23 protein-coding genes are annotated in these 20,604 nt (G+C 68.1%); 20 read left to right on the forward strand and 3 right to left on the reverse strand.

Translation table 11 applies throughout. The features are described 5' to 3' along the window. Nucleotides 1-49 precede the first annotated feature (49 nt). The 3 genes from ABT304_RS10950 (at nucleotide 50) to ABT304_RS10960 (ending at nucleotide 2,771) form a co-directional block, all read left to right on the forward strand. Nucleotides 50-1,129: a nitrate- and nitrite sensing domain-containing protein gene (locus ABT304_RS10950; RefSeq protein WP_350715127.1), complete on the forward strand. Its 1,080-nt coding sequence runs from the start codon at nucleotides 50-52 to the stop codon at nucleotides 1,127-1,129. A gap of 9 nt (nucleotides 1,130-1,138) precedes the next feature. Further along, entirely contained in the window at nucleotides 1,139-1,984 is an 846-nt protein-coding gene (gene larE / locus ABT304_RS10955) for an ATP-dependent sacrificial sulfur transferase LarE (protein WP_350715128.1), read from the forward strand. Between the two features lie 79 nt (nucleotides 1,985-2,063). Beyond that, entirely contained in the window at nucleotides 2,064-2,771 is a 708-nt protein-coding gene (locus ABT304_RS10960) for a M50 family metallopeptidase (RefSeq protein WP_350715130.1), read from the forward strand. Here ABT304_RS10960 and ABT304_RS10965 read toward each other — a convergent pair. Then, complete coding sequence (locus tag ABT304_RS10965) at nucleotides 2,768-3,166, reverse strand: cold shock domain-containing protein (protein WP_160026974.1); 399 nt, start codon at nucleotides 3,164-3,166, stop codon at nucleotides 2,768-2,770. The genes ABT304_RS10960 and ABT304_RS10965 overlap by 4 nt on opposite strands. Nucleotides 3,167-3,627: 461 nt before the next feature. Between ABT304_RS10965 and ABT304_RS10970 the strand changes: the two genes are divergently transcribed. From ABT304_RS10970 to ABT304_RS10990, 5 genes are all read left to right on the forward strand, one after another. After that, complete coding sequence (locus ABT304_RS10970; protein WP_350715132.1) at nucleotides 3,628-6,936, forward strand: sensor histidine kinase; 3,309 nt, start codon at nucleotides 3,628-3,630, stop codon at nucleotides 6,934-6,936. Next, complete coding sequence (locus ABT304_RS10975; RefSeq protein ID WP_008360946.1) at nucleotides 6,933-7,328, forward strand: roadblock/LC7 domain-containing protein; 396 nt, start codon at nucleotides 6,933-6,935, stop codon at nucleotides 7,326-7,328. Before ABT304_RS10970 ends, ABT304_RS10975 begins: the two co-directional genes overlap by 4 nt. A 28-nt stretch (nucleotides 7,329-7,356) precedes the next feature. Further along, entirely contained in the window at nucleotides 7,357-7,707 is a 351-nt protein-coding gene (locus tag ABT304_RS10980; RefSeq protein ID WP_008360948.1) for a DUF742 domain-containing protein, read from the forward strand. 13 nt (nucleotides 7,708-7,720) lie between these two features. Next, on the forward strand, nucleotides 7,721-8,299 hold the full coding sequence (locus ABT304_RS10985; protein WP_008360949.1) for a GTP-binding protein: 579 nt from the start codon (nucleotides 7,721-7,723) through the stop codon (nucleotides 8,297-8,299). Between the two features lie 164 nt (nucleotides 8,300-8,463). Next, nucleotides 8,464-9,285 (forward strand): DUF3027 domain-containing protein, encoded by an 822-nt coding sequence (locus tag ABT304_RS10990; protein ID WP_350715450.1) that lies wholly within the window; start codon nucleotides 8,464-8,466, stop codon nucleotides 9,283-9,285. 10 nt (nucleotides 9,286-9,295) lie between these two features. Here the strand turns inward: ABT304_RS10990 and ABT304_RS10995 are convergent, their stop codons facing one another. Continuing rightward, nucleotides 9,296-9,697: a DUF2530 domain-containing protein gene (locus ABT304_RS10995; protein WP_350715133.1), complete on the reverse strand. Its 402-nt coding sequence runs from the start codon at nucleotides 9,695-9,697 to the stop codon at nucleotides 9,296-9,298. A 72-nt stretch (nucleotides 9,698-9,769) separates the two neighbouring features. On the opposite strand from ABT304_RS10995, the gene ABT304_RS11000 reads away from it, so the two are divergent. The 9 genes from ABT304_RS11000 to ABT304_RS11040 all read left to right on the forward strand — a co-directional run bounded on the left by ABT304_RS11000 (nucleotide 9,770) and on the right by ABT304_RS11040 (nucleotide 17,887). Beyond that, a complete protein-coding gene (locus ABT304_RS11000; protein WP_350715135.1) occupies nucleotides 9,770-9,919 on the forward strand; it encodes a DUF1059 domain-containing protein in 150 nt (49 codons plus the stop codon). Between the two features lie 77 nt (nucleotides 9,920-9,996). Next, entirely contained in the window at nucleotides 9,997-10,458 is a 462-nt protein-coding gene (locus ABT304_RS11005; RefSeq protein ID WP_350715136.1) for a MarR family winged helix-turn-helix transcriptional regulator, read from the forward strand. Beyond that, a complete protein-coding gene (locus ABT304_RS11010; protein ID WP_160026982.1) occupies nucleotides 10,455-11,705 on the forward strand; it encodes an MFS transporter in 1,251 nt (416 codons plus the stop codon). The genes ABT304_RS11005 and ABT304_RS11010 overlap by 4 nt, the downstream gene beginning before the upstream one ends. A gap of 264 nt (nucleotides 11,706-11,969) precedes the next feature. Next, entirely contained in the window at nucleotides 11,970-12,341 is a 372-nt protein-coding gene (gene rpsL, locus ABT304_RS11015; protein WP_008360965.1) for a 30S ribosomal protein S12, read from the forward strand. Nucleotide 12,342: 1 nt separating this feature from the next. After that, nucleotides 12,343-12,813, forward strand: coding sequence for a 30S ribosomal protein S7 (gene rpsG / locus ABT304_RS11020; RefSeq protein WP_008360967.1), 471 nt, complete (start codon nucleotides 12,343-12,345; stop codon nucleotides 12,811-12,813). A 106-nt stretch (nucleotides 12,814-12,919) separates the two neighbouring features. Next, nucleotides 12,920-15,034, forward strand: a complete 2,115-nt coding sequence (gene fusA / locus ABT304_RS11025) for an elongation factor G (protein ID WP_350715139.1) — start codon at nucleotides 12,920-12,922, stop codon at nucleotides 15,032-15,034. An 84-nt stretch (nucleotides 15,035-15,118) separates the two neighbouring features. After that, a complete protein-coding gene (gene tuf / locus ABT304_RS11030; RefSeq protein WP_141806232.1) occupies nucleotides 15,119-16,312 on the forward strand; it encodes an elongation factor Tu in 1,194 nt (397 codons plus the stop codon). Between the two features lie 171 nt (nucleotides 16,313-16,483). Further along, nucleotides 16,484-17,212, forward strand: a complete 729-nt coding sequence (gene trmB, locus ABT304_RS11035) for a tRNA (guanosine(46)-N7)-methyltransferase TrmB (protein WP_350715140.1) — start codon at nucleotides 16,484-16,486, stop codon at nucleotides 17,210-17,212. Nucleotides 17,213-17,269: 57 nt separating this feature from the next. Further along, on the forward strand, nucleotides 17,270-17,887 hold the full coding sequence (locus ABT304_RS11040; RefSeq protein ID WP_350715142.1) for a hypothetical protein: 618 nt from the start codon (nucleotides 17,270-17,272) through the stop codon (nucleotides 17,885-17,887). Here the strand turns inward: ABT304_RS11040 and ABT304_RS11045 are convergent. Beyond that, complete coding sequence (locus ABT304_RS11045; protein WP_350715144.1) at nucleotides 17,884-18,738, reverse strand: RDD family protein; 855 nt, start codon at nucleotides 18,736-18,738, stop codon at nucleotides 17,884-17,886. The two genes, ABT304_RS11040 and ABT304_RS11045, sit on opposite strands and share 4 nt — an antisense overlap. 23 nt (nucleotides 18,739-18,761) lie before the next feature. Between ABT304_RS11045 and ABT304_RS11050 the strand changes: the two genes are divergently transcribed. From ABT304_RS11050 to ABT304_RS11060, 3 genes are all read left to right on the forward strand, one after another. Next, the gene (locus ABT304_RS11050; RefSeq protein ID WP_350715146.1) at nucleotides 18,762-19,757 is read left to right on the forward strand and encodes a stage II sporulation protein M; all 996 of its coding nucleotides are present in this window, start codon (nucleotides 18,762-18,764) and stop codon (nucleotides 19,755-19,757) included. A gap of 39 nt (nucleotides 19,758-19,796) precedes the next feature. Next, nucleotides 19,797-20,363, forward strand: coding sequence for a helix-turn-helix transcriptional regulator (locus ABT304_RS11055; protein ID WP_350715148.1), 567 nt, complete (start codon nucleotides 19,797-19,799; stop codon nucleotides 20,361-20,363). Nucleotides 20,364-20,447: 84 nt separating this feature from the next. Then, on the forward strand, nucleotides 20,448-20,573 hold the full coding sequence (locus ABT304_RS11060) for a hypothetical protein (RefSeq protein ID WP_350715149.1): 126 nt from the start codon (nucleotides 20,448-20,450) through the stop codon (nucleotides 20,571-20,573). Nucleotides 20,574-20,604: the final 31 nt, after the last annotated feature.

Consider the following 20,604-nt stretch of genomic DNA (forward strand, 5'->3'; position numbering starts at 1 on the left):
CGCCGCTCCTGCCCTAGGGTTCCTCACTCATCCGGACCCGAGGGGCGTCATGACCAACACACTGGAATCCCCGACCCATGAGCGTGCCGAGAAGGGCCCGTGGGCGATCTGGACCGTCCTGGCCCTGGCCGTGATCGTCGCCATCGTGGCAGGAGTCCTCGGCTATCTGGGCGTCTCGAGGGCGACCAGTCAGGCGGGACCCAGTGCGCGGACCGTGACGCTCGCCGAGGCCCTCCCGGAGACGTTCGACCTCGCGGCCAACCTGTCCTTCGAACGCGATGCGGTGGCGGCCGGCGTACCTCCCGTCGTGCTCCGGCCGATCCAGCAGGCCACCGACGAGTCGGCGCAGGGGTGGCGCGCTCGGGTGCAGGAGATCGACGGCGGCGACAAGGAGCTCGACGCGACGCTCGCCCGGGTGGCCGAAGGTGTCGATGGCATCGATGGGCTGCGTACGCAGATGCTGGACGATCGCGCCAAGGGGACGGAGGGATACACCGCCCTGAGCAACGACTTGTTCAGCATCGCCGACGAGCTGCCGAACCCGGGCGATGGCCGGGCCGCCTCGTCGATCGACGCGATCGGCCACCTGCGCGAGGCATGGGAGGCGCTGGGCCAGGAGCGCGCGATCATGATGGCCGTACTCGCCAGCTCGCCGCCGACCGTCGCGAAGCAGATGAGCGACAACGAGATCGCGGCGCTCACCGAGGCGGAGGCGGGACTGCGGCGCTCGCTCGCCGCCTTCTACGATGGGTCGTCGGCGGACCAGCGTCGACGTCTCGACGAGCTGACGAACGGCACGGCCACGGAGGGTGCCACCGGCGTGCCGGCCCACCAGGCCGTCAACGAGGTCATCGCCGGTAGCGGCACGGCGCTGACCCTGGAGTCGTACGTCGCGTCCAGCAACGACTTCATGCGCGGCCTGCGGGAGGTGCTCATCGCCTCCGCCGAGGAGATCGCCGAGGAGGCGCGGGCCGACCGCGACGATGCGACCCGCACCGCGCTCGTCGCGCTGGTCCTCACGTTCGCGGTCGTGAGCGTCCTCGTCGTCATCGTGATCGTGCTCGTGGTCGTGCTGGTGGTCCTGGTCTCCCGGCGCCGATCCACGAACACGCGTGGAGCCCGCGGATAGGGTCGGAGCGTGTCCGACCTCGACCCACGGCTCAACGCTCTCGAAGCGGATCTCAAGACTCGGGGAAGCGTGCTGGTCGCCTTCTCCGGCGGTGCCGACAGCGCCTTCCTCCTGGCGGCGGCCGCCAGGGCTCTGGGCAGCGACAACGTCGCCGCCGCGACCGGCTATTCGCACAGTCTTCCGATCGCGGAGAGAGACCCGGCCGCCGAGTTCGCGAAGAGTCTCGGCGTACGCCTCATCACCCCGCAGACCCACGAGATGGAGCGGGAGGGCTACCGGGCCAACGGCACCGACCGATGCTTCTTCTGCAAGGCGGAGCTGCTCGACACCCTCGTTCCGCTGGCTCGTGAGCTGGGCCTGGCCCACGTGGCCACCGGCACCAACGCCGACGACGCCCTCGAGGGGCTCAACGGCCTCCGGCCCGGCATCCGCGCGGCCGCCGAGCGTGGTGCGATCACGCCGCTCAAGGACGCCGGGCTGACCAAGGCGCAGATTCGCGAGGCCTCGCGCCGCTGGGAGCTGCCGACCTGGGACAAGCCGGCCGCGGCCTGCCTCTCCAGCCGGATCGCCTATGGCCTCGAGGTCACCCCGAGGCGCCTCGCGCGCGTGGAGAGAGCAGAGCAGGGCGTACGCAGCGTCCTGGCCGCCCGCGGCCACGACGCCGCCAGGGTGGACCTGCGCGTGCGTGACCACGGGGAGAAGGCCACCGTGGAGCTGTCCGCTACCCTCCTGCCTCTCGACCCCCACCATGCCGACGAGGTGCTCAAGACAGTGACCGACGCAGGATTCCCCGCCGCGGAGATCGACCCACGGGGCTTCCGCTCCGGATCGATGAACCAGAAGGCAGTCAAGTGAGCGAGCGTCAGCGAGTGAACCACGAACACAACACGCCGTTGCCTCCGTATTCTGGCGCTTGCGCTACGGAGGTGGCGGCGTGAGGGAGTTCTGGGACACGATCACGGCGACCCAGACCGTCCCCGAAGCGCCCTGGCTGATCGGCGCCGGCGTCGTCGCCCTGGTGCTGGTCGTGTGGCGGGGAACCTGGCGCACCGTACGCCTCGGCGTCACCGTGGTCCACGAGGCCGGGCACGCCGTGGTCGCGGTCCTGGTGGGCAGGCGCCTGGCCGGGATCAAGCTCCACTCCGACACCTCGGGCGTGACCCTCTCGCGCGGAAAGCCGTCCGGGCCGGGGATGGTGGCGATGCTCGCCGCCGGCTATCTCGCCCCGGCGCTCCTCGGCCTGCTCAGCGCGACCATGCTCGCCGCGGGTCACGCCCTGGGGCTGCTGTGGCTCCTGGTGGCCGCGATGCTCGTGCTGCTGCTGTGGGTGCGCAACGGCTACGGCCTCGTCGTCCTGCTGGTGCTCGGCGCGGCGCTGGGCGCGATCAGCTGGTACGCCGACGGCCGCCTCCAGACCATCGTCGCCACGCTGGTCACCTGGCTGCTCCTGCTCGCCTCACCGAGGCCGCTCCTGGAGCTCCTCGGCCGCGGCGAGCGAGGCCGCCGCGGCTCCGACCCCGACCAGCTCGCCGGCCTGACCGGCATCCCGTCGGTGCTCTGGATCCTCGTCCTGCTGGCGGTGAACCTCGCCGGCCTGGTGGTCGGCGTGCAGACCCTGATCCCCGACCTGAGCTGGATCTAGAGCTCGAACTCGTCGGCGATCTGGCGCAGCGCGGGGGAGACCTTCTTGGCCAGCTCGCGCGTGGGCGGGCGGCCCTGGGCGTAGCCGTCGCGGATGTCGTCGAGGAGCTTGATCACGTTCTCGACGATCAGCTCCATCTCCTCGGGCTTGCGGCGCTTGGCGGCACGCTGACGCCCGGCGACGGACGGGGAGCGCTCCAGAATGGTCACCGACAGCGCCTGCTCACCGCGGCGCCCCTGGGCGATGCCGAACTCCACCCGGGTGCCGGCCTTCAAGGTCTTGGCAGCGCCCTCGGGGAGCGCGTCGGCGTGGACGTACACGTCCGGACCGTCGTCCTGCGACAGAAACCCGAAGCCCTTGGTGGCGTCGAACCACTTGACCTTGCCAGTAGGCACGGCAGCTTGCCCCTTCCTCGCGCATCAGCGCTTCAAACGTACGTCGCCCGGCGACTGTGACGGCCGACGCGGGAGAGCCTAGTCCTCAGCGCCCAGGGACGCGTGAGGTATTCCCCTCTCCGGCGCCGACGGCATCCACGGATGGCTCGCCATGTCGTCCCTCGTGCGGGTGGGGCCTATACTCCGCCTACCCCTCCATAGATTTGCAAATGATTTCGTACACCATTGGTAATCGAGACCACTTATGACGTAAGTTTGCGTCGCCAAAGACTGCAGACAGGTACGCCCGGGTGCCAGCAGACTTCGCGGCGGGGGACTGGGGTATGCACCACAGACGGTGCATGCCTCTCGGGAATGATGTGACATGGCCACGAGAGGGAGTAATGGCCGAGCCATACGCAAGCACAACCCACCGTCCGGAACGTAAGCCCTGGCAGGGAATTCGAGCGCGCCTCATCTTCGTGCTGCTCATCCCGACCATCGCGGCGATGGTGTTCGGCGGGTTGAGCATTTCGCGCGCCCTCTCAGCCCAGGCGGAAGCACGCCAGGCCGAGACTGTCGCCCAGGCACTGCCTGACACCTACGAACTCGCGATCAACATCCTGTTCGAGCGTGACGGTGCGCTCGCAGGCGTACCCGAGGTCGTCATGCGGCCGCTGCAGCAGAAGACCGACGAGTCGATCGAGGCCTGGAGCGCCAAGGCGAAGGAGATCGACGCCGGCGACGACAAGGACCTCGAGAACAGCATCGTCGAGATCCAGCAGGCCCTCAACGGCATCGACGACCTGCGTGCCCAGATCCAGGAGCGGGACACCGCGGTCGAGGCCCAGCTGGCCTACACGACCGTGATGAACAACCTCTTCGGGATCTCGGCGCAGATGCCGACCCTGGAGAACGACGAGGTCTTCTCCAAGATCGCCGCGATCAGCAACGTGCGCCCCGCCTCGGAGGCCATGGGCGTCGAGCGCGTGATCATGATGGAGGCGCTGAGCAAGAAGGCGGTCGCGGAGAGCAAGGGTGAGGTCAACCCGGACGTCCTGACCGACGAGCAGTTCGCCGAGCTCGCCCGCGCCGAGGCCAAGTGGCGCCTGTCCACGGCCGACTACTACGCCAAGACGTCCGACGACATCCGCCAGCAGCTCGACGAGCTGACCAACGAAACCACCGACCAGGGTTCTGTGGGGGCTCCCGCCCACCGGGTCGTCAACCAGGTGATCTCCAGCGGCAGCACGGACCGGGTCAAGATGAGCCCGGACGAGTACACCCAGGCCAGCACGGAGTTCATCCGTGGTCTGCAGAAGATGATCGTCCAGACCGCCCAGGAGATCAGCGACGACGTCGAGCAGATCAAGAGCGACGCGACCCGAGACGCCATCATCATCGGTCTCCTCGTTCTCGGTGTTCTGATCTTCGCCCTCGCCGTCGGTCTGGTCGCGGCCCGCTCCATCCTGTCGCCGCTGAGCCAGCTGCGTCGCCTGGCCTACAACCTGGCCAACCACGACCTGCCCGAGCGAGTCGCCTACATGAACCAGGCCGAAGGCCCGGTGGATACCCATGTGGAGCCGCTGGACATCGCGCGTCGAGACGAGATCGGCGACGTCGCGGACGCGTTCGACGCGGTCCACGTCGAGGCGATCCGGCTGGCGGGCGAGCAGGCCGAGCTGCGTACGAACGTCGACAAGATGTTCATGAACCTCTCCCGTCGTTCGCAGAGCCTCGTCGAGCGCCAGCTCCAGCTCATCGACCAGCTCGAGGCCAACGAGCAGGACCCCGACGACCTCGCGAACCTGTTCCGCCTGGACCACCTCGCCACCCGAATGCGCCGCAACGACGAGTCCCTCCTGGTCCTCGCCGGTGGCGAGATCGGCCACGCGGCTCGTGGCCCGGTGCCGGTCCTCGACGTCCTCCGTGCCGCGGCCTCCGAGATCGAGCAGTTCGCCCGGGTCGACATCGACTCCGACGAGAACGCCGAGTTCGAGGGCGCGATCGCGGGTGACCTCGTGCACCTGCTCGCGGAGCTGATCGAGAACGCCACCAACTTCTCCCCGCCCGACACCGCGGTCACGATCCGCACCTTCCGCGCCGGCCCCGCCGCGCCGCTGCTGGTCGAGATCGAGGACCTCGGTATCGGCATGACGCCGGAGGAGCTCGACGCGGCCAACATGAAGCTGCGCCGTGCGACCGGCCTCGACGCCGACGTCGCCCGGATGATGGGTCTGGTCGTGGTCGCGCGCCTGGCGGCGCGTCACGGCCTCTACATCGAGCTCGTTCCGAACCGCCCCCGCGGTGTGGTCGCGCGCGTCGAGATGCCGGTCACCACGATCGTCGGCGCTCACGCGGAGGCCCCGTCCGGCCAGCAGCAGGGCTTCGACGCCTACGCCTTCCAGCAGGGCGGCTACGGCCAGCAGACCGGCGCCTACCCGACCACCGGCGAGCTTCCCTACGAGATGCAGTACGGGATGCCCGCCTACGACGCCCAGCCGTACGCAGGTGGCAACCCCTACGACGTACCGGTCGGTGCTCTTCCGGCGCCGGAGGCGCCCGCGGCCTCTGCCGCGGCACCCCCGGCTCTGCCGAGCCGTACGCCTGGTGCGTCCAACCACCCCAACCTCTCCAACGGCGGTGCGTCGGCCTTCCAGCAGGGTGCCAACGGACACTCGGGCCAGCACAACGGCTTCGGTCAGAGCGGACCGCAGACGGGTCAGCAGCCCGCTTTCGGTGGTGTCCCGCCGATGCCGGGTGACCCGGGCTTCGAGGGTCCGGGCGCGCGTACGGGCAGCTTCCCGGCGCAGCCGCAGCAGTTCAGCGGTGGCCAGCCGCAGTACGGGGGAGACCCGTTCGGCGGCGACCCGTTCGGCGCCAACCAGCCGCCGGCCCCGCAGCAGAACCCCAGCGGCCAGCAGCAGAACTTCCTGTCCAACATGCTGCCGGTTCGCAAGGCCGAGGACCTGGCCGCGCGCTTCCCCGACGGTCGTTTCGACCCGAGCACCGAGACCGGCGAGCTTCCGCGTCGCGACCCGGGCGCGCAGGGCGGCAGCCCGTTCGGCACCGACACCGGCGCGTTCCGCACCTTCGAGCGCCCCAACGAGCGCACCACGCCGCGTACGCCGCCGCCGGGCTTCGGTCCCGACGACGACCCGTTCGGTCCGGCCGGTGACGCGATCGCCCCGGGCCCGATGGGCCCGATGGCTCCGGAGCCGACCAACTCGCCGAACCCGCTCGACTCGACGACCGAGGTTCCGATCCTCGACGACGAGGGCAGCTCGATCTTCGACGACCTGCAGTCCGAGTGGTTCACCCGTCGTCGCCCGCTCGGCGCGCGCCGGGCGATGGAGTCCAAGGGCGACCCGCTCAGCGACCCGATCGCCCCGGCCGCCAAGGCCGGTCCGGGACCCAAGCCCGACGCGGCCCGTCCGGCGGCCGCCCCCGCGGGCGAGCCGGCCGACGAGCCGGTCGCGCAGGACGACGAGCCGACCACGCCGATGACCTGGTCCTCGCCGGGCGACGAGGGCTGGCGCCGGGCGCAGGAGCTGGAGCAGCTGCAGGAGCAGGAGCCGGCGACGGTTACCCAGGGTGGCCTCCCTGTTCGTGTCCCGGGACAGAACCTGATCCCAGGTGCTGCCCCTTCGGTCACACCACCGTCATCAGGTCCGCGTAACATGGACGCGCGCCGCACCCGTGGCATGTCCAGCTTCCAGAAGGGCGTCAGCCGCGCCCGCAACAACCCCGCTGATGCGGAAAGCAACCCCGAAGGTGAGGAGCAGCAGTGACAACGGCCCCCGCAGGACTGGACTGGCTTGTCGACAGCCTGACCCAGCGCACCCCTGACATCGCGCACGCGATCTTGGTGTCGGCTGATGGCATGCCGATGGCCAGCTCCGTCGACTTCCCCCCGGACCGGGCCGACCAGCTCTCGGCGATCGCCTCCGGTCTCACCAGTCTTACCCAGGGAGCAGCTCGGTGCTTCGCGGCGGGTAATGTCCAGCAGATGGTCATCGAGATGGACGGTGGCTATCTGGTCCTCATGGCGGTTGGTGAGGGCTCCAGCCTTGCTGCCCTCGCCGCCCCCGACTGCGATCTGGGACAGGTTGGCTACCAGATGCAGCTGTTGATCTCGCGTGTTGCCACCGCCCTCACCCCCGATACCAGAACCGGCGCCTGATCAGTGCCCCGACCCTAGGACCGAGATCGTGAGCAACCACGCATCCGAACCGCCGCCGCTGGTCAGGCCTTATGCCCTGACCCGTGGCCGCACGCAACCCAAGCGCGTCTTCCCGATGGAAGCACTGGTGATCACCGACCGCTACGTGATCGACGGCTACGTCCGGTCGCCCGAGGAGCGGACGATCGCAGAGCTCTGCCGCGAGAGCCGTTCCGTCGCTGAGGTCGCGGCGCTCATCCGGGTGCCCCTGGGTGTCGCCCGAGTCCTGATCGGTGACCTTGCGGAGCGCGGCGTGGTGCAGGTGCACGCCAGCAAGGTCCCGGACGCCCCGGACACCGCTCTCCTCGAGCGCGTGCTGTCCGGCCTGAGGAAGCTTTGACAGGAGTAATGCAGTGACCACCGACTCCAAGCAGGCGACGATGTCTGCGAAGATCGTCATCGCCGGCGGGTTCGGCGTTGGTAAGACGACCTTCGTGGGCTCCGTCTCGGAGATCGTCCCCCTGACGACCGAGGCCGTGATGACGCAGGCGACCGCCGGCGTCGACGACCTCTCCGCAGTGCCCAACAAGAAGACGACCACGGTCGCGATGGACTTCGGTCGAGTCTCCCTCGACTCCGACCTGATCCTCTACCTGTTCGGCACCCCCGGTCAGAACCGCTTCTGGTTCATGTGGGACGACCTGACCCAGGGCGCCATCGGCGCCGTGGTGCTCATCGACACCCGTCGCCTCGCCGACTCCTTCGGCGCGATCGACTACTTCGAGTCCCGCAACGTGCCGTTCGTGGTGGCCCACAACGTCTTCGGCGCCAACCAGGCCTACAAGCCGGAGCAGATCCGCGAGGCCCTGGCTCTGCGCCCGGACATCCCGATCGTCACCTGTGACGCTCGCGACCGTCAGTCGACCAAGGCGACGCTGATCTCGCTCGTCGAGTACGTCCTCTCCATGGTCTCCACGCGCGCTCTTCAGTAGCCAAGCGTCACCGACACCCGCCGTAGCCACGCTCCGGCGGGTGTCGGCCATTTCAAGGACTGTCATGACTGTGCAGTAGAGGCGTACGTCTGGGAGGATCACGCGTTGTGCTGAAGTTCAGGTTGTGGTGGCGCAAGGTGACCCCGAAGTGGCACCTGAGGCGCATGTGGGTGAAGATGTGGTCCGTGATCACGACCCCGTACGCCGATGCGACGGCCGTCGCTGCCGTCGACGAGGCCCGCGCCGCGCTCCTGTCCGACGTGCCAGCCGGTGACGTCGGAGAACATCTCGGCCATGTGGTCGAGAAGGGTGCTGGCCCGGGCGTCGTGACCCACCTGTTCGCCTGCACCCGCAAGGGCTACGTCGGGTGGCACTGGTCGGTCACGCTCGTCACCGTGCCCTCGCTCGACGGCCCGGGATTCGGTGTCGATGCTCCGGTGACCATCAACGAGGTCGTCCTCGTCCCCGGTGACGCCGCGATCGTCGCGCCGGCCTGGGTGCCCTACCGCGAACGGATCAAGCCGGGCGACCTCTCGCCCGGTGATCTGCTCCCGGTCGAGGACGACGACGCGCGGCTGGTCCCGACGTACGCCTTCGGTGACGACCCGCTCGACGCCGATGAGAAGGCTCAGGTGCGCGAGGTCGCCAAGGATCTCGGCCTCGGCCGTGTCCGGACCCTGTCCATCTCCGGCTTCGACGCCGCCGCCGAGCGGTGGTACGCCGGTGACGGCGGCCCCGAGGCGCCGCTCGCGCAGGCAGCCCCCGACCAGTGCCACAGCTGTGGCTTCCTGGTCCGGCTGACCGGCCACCTGGCCACGAGCTTCGGTGTCTGCGCCAACGGCGACGCCAACGACGACGGCAAGGTGGTCAGCCTCAACCACGGGTGCGGTGCGCACTCGGAGGTGCGGCTGGCGAAGAAGCACGAGCCGCAGCCGCTGCCGGACCCGGTCTTCGACACGATCAGCGACGACGCCGAGCCCTTCTAGCCGAGCGGTTCTAGGCGAGGCCCTCGGCGCGCAGCCGGCGGGCCTTGCGGCGCCGAGTCAGCTCGATGCCGATCGCGCCGATGCCGAAGGCGGCCAGGCAGGTCCAGATCCACCAGGTCCAGCCGCGGTCGTTGAGCAGACCCCAGAAGGGGAGCAGGGCGACGAACCCGACCAGCCAGCCCAGGGTGGCGAGCTCGAAGGCACGGATGCCGTCCTGGTCGACGAGCTCGATCTTCGGCTCGGGGACGGCCTGGACCGGCTCCTCGACAGGCGGCTCGTCGTAACCGTAGTCCTGCGGGTAGCCGTGCCCATCGTCGGACTGAGCCTCGGCGTAGTAGTCGCCGTCGTACCCGTCGTACTGCTGCTCCGGGTAGGTGCCGGAATAGTCGTCGTCGCGGTACTGGTCGCTCATGGCATCCAATCTAGTAGGTCACCACGAGCCGGTAGGGTTGGGTGGAAACGCTGACGACCTGGGAGGTCCCTGATGGCTTCGCTCCGCTGCCCCTGTGGCACCAACTTCCGCACGGAGACCGACGACGAGCTGGTCGAGAAGGTGCAGGAGCACCTCGCCGAGGAGCACCCCGGCCGCACCTACAGCCGCGACGACATCCTGATGCTCGCCGCGATGTCCTGACGCTGTGACGGCGCCCTCGCCCGGGCGCCGTCTCTTCCCGGAATAGTTAGCGCCGGTAAGCAGTTATGCTTACCGACATGCCTACCGCACAGCCAGCCTCCGCGCCCGACGCGGCCTCCGACATCCCCGAGGTCGCCTCGGTGCTGCGCACCTCCGTCATGCGGATGCGCCGCCGCCTGGCCAACGAGCGCCACCCTGACAACGACCTCTCCCTGGGGTCGATGGCGGTGCTCGGGGCGTTGTACGCATGCGACGAGATGACCCTCGGCGCCCTCGCCGGGCGCGAGCGCGTCCAGCCGCCGAGCATGACCAGGATGGTCAACTTCCTCGAGGAGGGCGGCTACGTTGTCCGCCGCCAGGGCGAGACCGACCGCCGCCAGGTGCTGGTCTCGATCACCGACAAGGGCCGCCGGACCGTACGCAAGGACCGGCTCAGCCGGGACGCCTGGCTCGCCCAGCAGCTCGTCGACCTCGATGCGGACGAGCTCGCCGCCCTCCGCACAGCCGCTTCGATCATGGAGAGAATAGCCACCAGTTGAGTCCCACGTTCCGTTCCCTGCGCAGCCACAACTACCGCCTCTACCTAGCCGGCAGTGTCGTCTCCAACGTCGGCACCTGGATGCAACGCATCGCCCAGGACTGGTTGGTCCTGAGCCTCGGCGGCGGGGGAGCGGCACTCGGTATCACCACCGGCCTGCAGTTCCTGCCCATCCTCCTGCTCAGCCCCTACGCCGGGGTCATCGCAGACCGCTTCCCGAAGCGCCGCCTGCTGCAGGCCGCCCAGGGGTGGATGGCCCTGATGTCGCTGCTCCTCGGGGTGCTGGCGGTGAGCGGCCACGCCGAGGTGTGGATGGTCTACGTGATCGCGTTCCTCTTCGGCACCGGCGCCGCCTTCGACGGCCCGGGCCGGCAGTCGTTCGTCTCGGAGATGGTCCACCCCGACGACCTCACCAACGCCGTCGGCCTCAACTCGGCCTCGTTCAACCTCGCCCGCCTCATCGGGCCGGCGCTGGCCGGGCTCCTCATCGGCTCGCTGGGGAGCGGCCCCGAGGCGACCGGCTGGGTGATCCTCATCAACGCCGTCTCCTACCTCGCCGTGATCGGCCAGCTGCAGCGGATGAACACCGCCGAGCTGCACTCGCCCGACCCCGTCGCCCGGCGGAGCGGGATGCTGCGCGAGGGCATCGGCTACATCCGTACGCAGCCCAAGATGCTGATGGTCCTGGTGATCATCTTCTTCGTCGGCACCTTCGGCGCGAACTTCCCGATCACCTCGGCGCTGATGGCGACCGAGGAGTTCGGCAAGGGTGCCAGCGAGTACGGCCTGCTCGGCACCGTCCTGGCCATCGGCTCGCTCTCCGGCGCCCTGCTCGGCGCCCGCCGCACCCGGATCCCGCTCAGGCTGATCGTGCTGGCGGCGACCGGGTTCGGCCTCACCGTCATCGTGTCCGGGCTGATGCCGACGTACGCCCTCTTCGCCCTGATCTCGCCCGTGCTCGGCTTCTTCACGATCACGACCCTCAACGCCTGCAACGCCACGATGCAGACCGAGGCGGCCCCGGAGTTCCGCGGCCGGGTGATGGCGATCTACATGACCGTCCTGATGGGCGGCACCCCGCTGGGCGCCCCGCTCATCGGCTTCGTCGGCGAGCACTTCGGCGCCCGCACGACCCTGTACGCGAGTGGCGCTCTGGTGTTGTTGGGTACGCTTGCGGGGGTGCTGCTCCTTGCCGCACTCAGAGGTGGTATCCGGGCCGTTTTGACCCCCTCTCAAGCCGCCGGGTAGCCTCTGAAGCGTGTCTGGGACAACCAGGCCGTCGCGCGTGCCCGGAACAAGCTCGAGAGATAGGTCTCGGACCCGGGTTCGGCGCCCTCAGTACGGGGTTCGGTTCGAAAGATCCGCCCACTTGTGCGTTGAGGTAAGGGCGACACGCCCGACCTCGGGGGCGAGGCGGGACCAGTTGGTATCGCACCACCTGGACGCACAACATTGGATCCTTCGCGGCAGAGCGCCGCGTAGTGAGAGCAGAAAAGAAGGGGAACCACCGAGGTGCCCACAATCAACCAGCTGGTCCGCAAGGGCCGCGAGGACAAGGCGACGAAGTCGAAGACGCCTGCCCTCAAGGGATCGCCGCAGCGCCGTGGCGTCTGCACGCGCGTCTACACCACCACCCCGAAGAAGCCGAACTCCGCCCTCCGGAAGGTCGCCCGTGTGCGTCTCTCCTCCGGCGTCGAGGTCACCGCTTACATCCCGGGTGTGGGTCACAACCTTCAGGAGCACTCCATCGTGCTCGTCCGCGGCGGTCGTGTGAAGGACCTCCCCGGTGTTCGTTACAAGATCATTCGCGGCTCGCTCGACACCCAGGGCGTGAAGAACCGCAAGCAGGCCCGGAGCCGCTACGGCGCCAAGAAGGAGAAGTGAGATGCCTCGTAAGGGTCCCGCTCCCAAGCGTCCGCTCGTCGTCGACCCCGTCTACGGCTCGCAGCTCGTAACCCAGCTCGTCAGCAAGGTCCTGCAGGACGGCAAGAAGCAGGTCGCGCAGCGCATCGTCTACACCGCGCTCGAGGGCTGCCGTGAGAAGACCGGCACCGACCCCGTGGTCACGCTCAAGCGCGCCATGGACAACGTGAAGCCGGCCATCGAGGTCAAGTCCCGCCGTGTCGGTGGCGCGACCTACCAGGTTCCGGTCGAGGTCAAGGGCACGCGTGGCACCACGCTCGCGCTGCGCTGGCTCGTCGGCTACGCCCAGGACCGTCGTGAGAAGACGATGGCCGAGCGCCTGATGAACGAGATCCTCGACGCGAGCAACGGCCTCGGCGCCGCTGTGAAGAAGCGCGAGGACACCCACAAGATGGCCGAGTCCAACAAGGCCTTCGCGCACTACCGCTGGTGACGTACGGCGGGGTGCCCTTCGACAAGCTCAGGAACCACCTGCCGCACAATGTGGGCACCCCGCCCATCCAGACCGAAGACAATCTCTTTAAGGAACGCTGAAGACAGTGGCCGTCGACATCACCACGGACCTCAATGTGGTCCGCAACATCGGCATCATGGCGCACATCGATGCCGGTAAGACCACCACCACCGAGCGCATCCTGTTCTACACCGGTATCTCGTACAAGATCGGTGAGGTCCACGAGGGCGCAGCCACGATGGACTGGATGGAGCAGGAGCAGGAGCGCGGCATCACGATCACGTCCGCCGCGACCACCTGCTGGTGGAAGGACCACCAGATCAACATCATCGACACCCCGGGGCACGTCGACTTCACCGTCGAGGTGGAGCGCTCGCTGCGCGTCCTGGACGGTGCTGTCGCCGTCTTCGACGGTGTCGCCGGTGTCGAGCCGCAGTCGCAGACCGTGTGGCGTCAGGCGAACAAGTACGCCGTCCCGCGGATGTGCTTCGTCAACAAGCTCGACCGCACCGGTGCCGACTTCTACATGGTCGTCGACTCCATCGTCGACAAGCTGCACGCCACCCCGCTGGTGCTGCAGCTGCCGATCGGTGCCGAGTCCGACTTCATCGGCGTCGTCGACCTGATCGAGATGAACGCCAAGGTCTGGCGCGGCGAGACCCAGCAGGGTGAGGACTACGTCGTCGAGGGCATCCCCGCCGACATGGCCGACAAGGCCGCCGAGTGGCGCGAGAAGCTCGTCGAGACCCTCGCCGAGGCCGACGACGACATCATGGAGGTCTACCTCGAGGAGGGCGACGTCTTCGACGTTCCCACCCTGAAGGCCGCCATCCGTCGTGCGACCCTCGCCGACAAGCTCAACCCGATCCTCACCGGCACCGCGTTCAAGAACAAGGGCGTCCAGCCCCTGCTCGACGCGATCGTCGACTACCTGCCCTCGCCCATCGATGTCGAGTCGATCATCGGCCACGACGTCAAGGACGAGGAGCTCGAGGTCTCTCGCAAGCCTTCCGAGGACGAGCCGTTCTCCGGCCTGGTCTTCAAGATCGCTTCCGACCCGCACCTGGGCAAGCTGTTCTACCTGCGCGTCTACTCCGGCAAGGTCGAGGCGGGTGCGACCGTGGTCAACCCGATCAACGGCCGCAAGGAGCGCATCGGCAAGATCTACCAGATGCACGCGAACAAGCGTGAGGAGATCAACTCGGTGGGCGCCGGCCAGATCGTGGCCGTCATGGGTCTGAAGGACACCAAGACCGGTCACACCCTGTGCGACCCGTCCAACCCGGTCGTCCTCGAGTCGATGAGCTTCCCGGCCCCCGTGATCGAGGTCGCCATCGAGCCGAAGACCAAGGGTGACCAGCAGAAGCTCGGTACGGCGATTCAGCGCCTCACCGAGGAGGACCCGACCTTCACGGTCAAGACCGACGAGCAGACCGGCCAGACCATCATCGCTGGTATGGGCGAGCTCCACCTCGAGGTCTTCGTCGACCGGATGAAGCGCGAGTTCAAGGTCGAGGCCACCGTCGGCAAGCCGCAGGTCGCCTACCGCGAGACGCTTCGCAAGAAGGTCGAGAACCACAGCTACACCCACAAGAAGCAGACCGGTGGTTCGGGTCAGTTCGCGAAGGTCGTCATCTCCGTCGAGCCCAACATCGACGAGGAGACCGGCCAGGGTGCGGGCTACGAGTTCGCCAACAACGTCACCGGTGGTCGCGTGCCGAAGGAGTACATCCCTTCGGTCGACCAGGGTGCTCAGGACGCCATGGAGTTCGGTATTCTCGCCGGCTTCCCCATGGTCGATGTGAAGGTCTCGCTCGAGGACGGCGCCTACCACGACGTCGACTCCTCCGAGCTCGCCTTCAAGATCGCCGGCAACCAGGCCTTCAAGGAGGCCGCGCGCATGGCGAAGGCCGTCCTGCTGGAGCCGATGTTCGCCGTCGAGGTGACGACCCCTGAGGCGTTCCTCGGCACCGTTATCGGTGACATCAACTCCCGTCGCGGCCAGGTGTCTTCGCAGGAGGAGCGCCACGGCGACATGGTCGTCCAGGCTCTCGTCCCGCTGTCCGAGATGTTCGGGTACGTCGGTGACCTCCGGTCCAAGACCAGCGGTCAGGCGTCGTACTCGATGGAGTTCGACTCGTACGCCGAGGTTCCCACGAACGTCGCCGACGAGATCATCAAGAAGGCCCGTGGCGAGTGACCTTCGGGTCGCCCGTCCAGGGACTTCGGCAGCAACACCACTCAGTACGAGTCAGTAAGAAAATCACACCAGGAGGAGCCCACAGTGGCTAAGGCGAAGTTCGAGCGGAACAAGCCGCACGTCAACATCGGCACCATCGGTCACATCGACCACGGTAAGACGACCCTTACCGCGGCGATCTCGAAGGTGCTGCACGCGAAGTACCCGGACCTGAACCCGGAGTTCGCGTTCGAGGACATCGACAAGGCCCCCGAGGAGCGCCAGCGCGGGATCACGATCTCGATCGCGCACATCGAGTACCAGACCGAGTCGCGTCACTACGCTCACGTCGACTGCCCGGGTCACGCGGACTACATCAAGAACATGATCACCGGTGCCGCGCAGATGGACGGCGCGATCCTCGTGGTCGCCGCCACCGACGGCCCGATGCCGCAGACCAAGGAGCACGTGCTCCTGGCCCGCCAGGTCGGCGTGCCGTCGATCGTCGTCGCGCTCAACAAGTGCGACATGGTCGACGACGAGGAGCTCATCGAGCTCGTCGAGATGGAGGTGCGCGAGCTCCTCAGCGAGTACGAGTTCCCGGGTGACGACCTCCCGGTCGTGCGCGTTGCCGCTTACCCCGCCCTGCAGGGCGAGCAGAAGTGGATGGACTCGGTCGCCGAGCTCATGCAGGCCGTCGACGACTACATCCCGACCCCGGCTCGTGAGACCGACAAGCCGTTCCTGATGCCCGTTGAGGACGTCTTCACGATCACCGGTCGTGGCACCGTCATCACCGGTCGTATCGAGCGCGGCATCGTCAAGGTCGGCGAGGAGGTCGAGATCGTCGGCATCCGCGAGACCTCGCAGAAGTCGACCGTCACCGGCGTCGAGATGTTCCGCAAGCTGCTCGACGAGGGTCAGGCCGGCGAGAACGTCGGGCTGCTGCTCCGCGGCACCAAGCGCGAGGACGTCGAGCGCGGCATGGTTGTCATCAAGCCGGGCACCACGACCCCCCACACCAACTTCGAGGGCTCTGTCTACATCCTCTCGAAGGAGGAGGGTGGCCGTCACACCCCGTTCTTCAACAACTACCGTCCGCAGTTCTACTTCCGGACCACGGACGTGACCGGCGTTGTGACCCTCCCCGAGGGCACCGAGATGGTCATGCCGGGTGACAACACCGAGATGTCGGTCGAGCTCATCCAGCCCATCGCGATGGACGAGGGTCTGAAGTTCGCTATCCGTGAGGGCGGTCGCACCGTCGGCGCGGGTCGGGTTACGAAGATCATCAAGTGATCGTCTGACTAACGTGAAGGGCCCCCGGAGCCGAAAGGCGAAGGGGGTCCTTCGCGTTAGACAGATGCTCCTTGATGCTTAGGAAAGCGCTGACTCGGCGCAAACGGACCGGAGCGAAGCGAGGACCGGATTGCGCCGCGTCGGCGCGCCACGAGACCAAGGCAAGAAGAAATGACAGACCCAAACCACCCAGTACGCACTACGCGGCCCCACCAGAAGCTCCTCGACGACGGCCGCACCGTCCGCGAGGTCCTCACCTACACCCGCCGCGGCAGCCGCCTGGACGCCAAGCAGCAGAAGGCCTGGGACGCGTACGCCGCGGAGTGGGTCATCCCCGACGAGGCGGTCGACGAGCCCGGCTTCTCCCTGGAGAGCTGGTTCGGTCGCAAGGCCCCGCTGATCGTCGACATCGGCGGCGGCGTGGGAGAGGCGACCGCGGTGCTGGCGGCCAACCGTCCCGAGGCCAACATCCTGGCGCTGGAGGTATGGCGCCCCGGTGTCGCGGAGAGCCTCGCCCGCGTGGGCGCCGCAGGCGCGACGAACGTTCGGTTCTGCAGCGTCGACGCGCTCTGGACACTCGAGAATCTGGTCGAGCCGGGTTCGGTCAGCGAGATCTGGACGTTCTTCCCCGACCCGTGGCACAAGACCCGCCACCACAAGCGGCGCCTGGTGACGCCCACCAACGCGCGGATGATCGCGGAGCGGTTGGCTCCCGGCGGAATCTGGCGGCTGGCGACCGACTGGGTCGAGTATGCCGAGCAGATGGTCGAGGTCCTCGACGCCGAGCAGCTGCTGAGCGGTGGTGTCGTCGAGCGTTGGGACGAGCGCCCGGTGACCAAGTTCGAGCGCAAGGGACTGGCCAAGGACCGGGTCATCACCGACCTGCTCTACCGGCGTTGACCCGAACTACCCGTGTCGTGACTGATCTGTAGGCGCGGAACCGCGAAGATCAGCGGCATGAAGTTGTACGCCGACAGGCCCCCACGCCTCGCCGCCCAGCTGCTCGCCGACCTGCTGACGGTGGTGTGGATCGCCGGGTGGGTCCTCCTCGGCAGGTTCGTCCACGAGATGGTCTCGGCGCTCGCCGTACCCGGCGAGAAGATGGACGACGCCGGCACCTCGCTCTCCGCGAAGATGCTCGAGGCGGCCGGGAAGGTCGATGACCTGCCGCTGGTCAACGACGGCATCGCGGTCCCGTTCGAGGGTGCCGCGAAGGCCGCCGACCAGCTCCGTGCAGCGGGGGAGGCCCAAGTCGACGCTGTGTCCACCCTCGCGATCTGGCTCGCCGTCGGGGTCGTTGTCGTCCCGGTGCTGATGTGGCTGATGATCTACGTACCGCTGCGGTGGCGGTTCATCCGCAACGCGACCTCGACCCAGCGGTTCCTGGAGGCCGGCACCGGCGCCGATCTGGTGGCGCTGCGCGCGATGGCGACCCAGCCCCTGCACAAGCTGGTCAAGATCAGCGACGACCCGGTCAGGGCCTGGCGCGACGGCGACGCCAATGTGGTGGCAAGGCTGGCCGAGCTGGAGCTGAAGGCGGTCGGCCTCAGCGCCAAGCGCCTCAAGACGTCCTAGCGCGCGGTGAGCCGCGCCCGGAGCTCCTCGTCGCGAGCCAGCCTCGCTGCATCACGATCCCTCCGGGTGGCGAGCACGGCGGCCAGGTAGGCCTCCGGTGGGGTGCCGGGGGGTGGGCCGGGGGCGACGTACGTCTGCATGTGGGTCGCCAGGCGCTCGGCGAGGGCGTGGCGGCGGACCGGGTCGGTGTAGGTGCCGACCTCGCCGGAGAGGAACCGTCGCACCGCCAGGGACAGTCCGACCGGGATGGTGGCGACGTCCGCGCGAGAGGCCCAGGCAGCGAGCCCCGGGGGCATCTGGATCGGTGCCGGGGGACGCAGCGGCACCCGCACGCGGATGGCGTACGTTCCGGCCGCGATGTCGCCCAGCCGCTTGCCGCGCGGGTGGATCATCGCGGTGAGGAACGCGGCCGCACCGCTGGTCGCGTAGATCTCGACGACGCCGATCAGGGCGCGTACGAACGCATGGTGGAAGCTGATCGCCCCGCCGTCGTCGCGCACCATCCTGAGACCGAGCGCGAGCTTGCCGAGCGAGCGCCCACGGGTGAGCGTCTCGATGGCTGTCGGGAAGACCACGAGGACCGAGGCGGTGGCCGCGATGTAGGCAGCCCAGGCCAGGGCCTCGTCGGTCGCGGGAGCGGCGGTCATGAAGACGAACAACGTCACGATCAGCAGCGCCATCACCACGATTACGTCGATGAGGCCCGACAGCAGCCGCATCCCCAGCCCGGCGGCCGGTAGGTCGAGGGCGACCGCGTCTCCGGTGATCAGATCGTCGTCGGTGAGCAGTTCCCGTTCTTGGGGGCGCTGCTCCTGGGGGCGTCGCTCGGGCGATTGCGGCGCGGAGGTCATGGCGGTCAGCGTACGCTGCGGGCGTGGATCTCGACGCGTATCTGGCCGCTACCGCCGCCGACCGGACGAGGCTCGAGCAGCTGCTGGCCGAGCGCCGGCTGAACGGTGCCCAGGCCGACGAGCTGGTCGAGCTCTATCAGCGGGTGAGCACCCAGCTCTCGGTCGTACGCAGCAACGCCCCCGACCCGACGGCCGTCCAGCATCTCTCGGTGCTGCTGGCCGCTGCCCGCAACCGCACCACCGGCACCCGGACGAGCACCTGGTCGGGGTTCCTGCGGTTCTTCACGCATCGCTTCCCGGCCGCGCTCTACCGCCTGCGCTGGTGGTGGCTGGGGATGATGGTGGCCAACATCGTGGTCACCGCGGTCATGATCTGGTGGCTGCTGCGCCACCCGGAGGTCGAGCAGTCGTTGCTCGGGCCGGAGCAGGTCAAGCAGCTGGTCGAGCACGACATCGAGGGCTACTACAGCGAGCACGCGGCCTCGTCGTTCGCCACCCAGGTCTGGGTCAACAACGTCTGGGTCTCGTTCATCTGCATCGCCCTGGGTGTGCTCGGGCTGCCGGTGATCTACTCCATGTTCCAGAACATCTCCAACCTGGCGATCCTCGGCACCCTGATGCACCGCCACGACCGCGGCGGCCTCTTCTGGGGCCTGATCCTTCCTCACGGGCTGCTGGAGCTGACCGCCGTCTTCGTCGCCGGCGCCGTCGGGCTGCGTATCTTCTGGTCCTGGATCGACCCCGGCTCGCTGACCCGCGGGCAGTCGATGGCCCGCGAGGGCCGCACCGCCGCCGGCATCGCCCTCGGCCTCATCGTCGTGCTCCTGATCTCCGGCATCATCGAGGCCTTCGTCACCCCCTCACCCCTCCCCACCTGGGCCCGCGTCGGAATCGGCATCCTCGCCGAGCTCGCCTTCTTCGCGTACGTCTTCATCGTCGGCCGCGCCGCCGCCTCCCACGGCGAGACGGGCGACATCGACGACCGCCTGCTCGAGGACAGAGTCGCCACTCAGTCCTGAATGTTCCCAGTCGGGAACATTTGAGCGTACGCTGGGGACATGGCAACGATGTCCCCAGGCGAGATCGGCGAGCTCGTGCGCAGCGTGCGCAAGACGCTCGGCCTGACACAGGCCGAGCTCGCCGAGCTCGCGGGTGTCGGCCGCCGATTCGTCATCGAGCTCGAGGCCGGCCACGGCCGCGCCGAGCTCCGCAAGGTTGCCGACGTGATGCGGGCCGTCGGGCTCGAGGTCTCCGACGAGCCAGATCCGATCGAGATGGTGCGTACGCCGAGCGGGCTGGTCTCCTTCCGGACCGTGATGAGCCGGATCGGGCGACCGCTTGCAGTGCCGAACCGCCTATGGCGTCTTGCCCCGGAGCGAGCCACCGCTACCGTGACGCTGCCGCACAGCGTCCATTGGTCGGACGGAGGCGGCACGTTCGACCTGGCCGACTGGAACGACCGAGCCCTCGCGTATCGAATGCTCATGCTCGAGGCGACCCCTTCGGTTCTTGTCGACTATGTCGACGGCGGCCAGCTGGTCGAGATGTGGGACGACATGTTCGTGCCTCCGGAGATCCGTCAGGCGTGGCAGAGCGCCGTCACGGACTTTCGGGAAGCCGCGTAGCCATGGGCCGCACTGGCTCGACGGTTCGGAGAGCCGAAACTGGTTGAGCTAGCGGCTGAGCGGGACCTAGGCTTCGACCGACGAATGTTCGGTCAGACGGCGAGCATGGTGAATCAGATCAACGCCCGGCAGTTCCCGCTCGACGAGGACGCTGTGCCCGACATGGTGATGTTCTTCAACGAGTGGTCTGAAGAGCTTCGAGATGAATGAGGGATCTGGTGGCATGGTGGCGGAGGTCCAG

Source organism: Nocardioides sp. NPDC000445 (assembly GCF_040300245.1).
Taxonomy (GTDB): Bacteria; Actinomycetota; Actinomycetes; order Propionibacteriales; family Nocardioidaceae; genus Nocardioides.

Coding starts and splice junctions, on each gene's coding strand:
- ABT304_RS10950 (WP_350715127.1), top strand. CDS start 50: ATGACCAACACACTGGAATCCCCGACCCATGAGCGTGCCGAGAAGGGC.
- ABT304_RS10990 (WP_350715450.1), top strand. CDS start 8,464: ATGTGGGTGAAGATGTGGTCCGTGATCACGACCCCGTACGCCGATGCG.
- ABT304_RS10995 (WP_350715133.1), bottom strand. CDS start 9,697: ATGAGCGACCAGTACCGCGACGACGACTATTCCGGCACCTACCCGGAG.
- ABT304_RS11000 (WP_350715135.1), top strand. CDS start 9,770: ATGGCTTCGCTCCGCTGCCCCTGTGGCACCAACTTCCGCACGGAGACC.
- ABT304_RS11005 (WP_350715136.1), top strand. CDS start 9,997: ATGCCTACCGCACAGCCAGCCTCCGCGCCCGACGCGGCCTCCGACATC.
- rpsG (WP_008360967.1), top strand. CDS start 12,343: ATGCCTCGTAAGGGTCCCGCTCCCAAGCGTCCGCTCGTCGTCGACCCC.
- trmB (WP_350715140.1), top strand. CDS start 16,484: ATGACAGACCCAAACCACCCAGTACGCACTACGCGGCCCCACCAGAAG.
- ABT304_RS11040 (WP_350715142.1), top strand. CDS start 17,270: ATGAAGTTGTACGCCGACAGGCCCCCACGCCTCGCCGCCCAGCTGCTC.
- ABT304_RS11045 (WP_350715144.1), bottom strand. CDS start 18,738: ATGACCTCCGCGCCGCAATCGCCCGAGCGACGCCCCCAGGAGCAGCGC.
- ABT304_RS11055 (WP_350715148.1), top strand. CDS start 19,797: ATGGCAACGATGTCCCCAGGCGAGATCGGCGAGCTCGTGCGCAGCGTG.
- ABT304_RS11060 (WP_350715149.1), top strand. CDS start 20,448: ATGTTCGGTCAGACGGCGAGCATGGTGAATCAGATCAACGCCCGGCAG.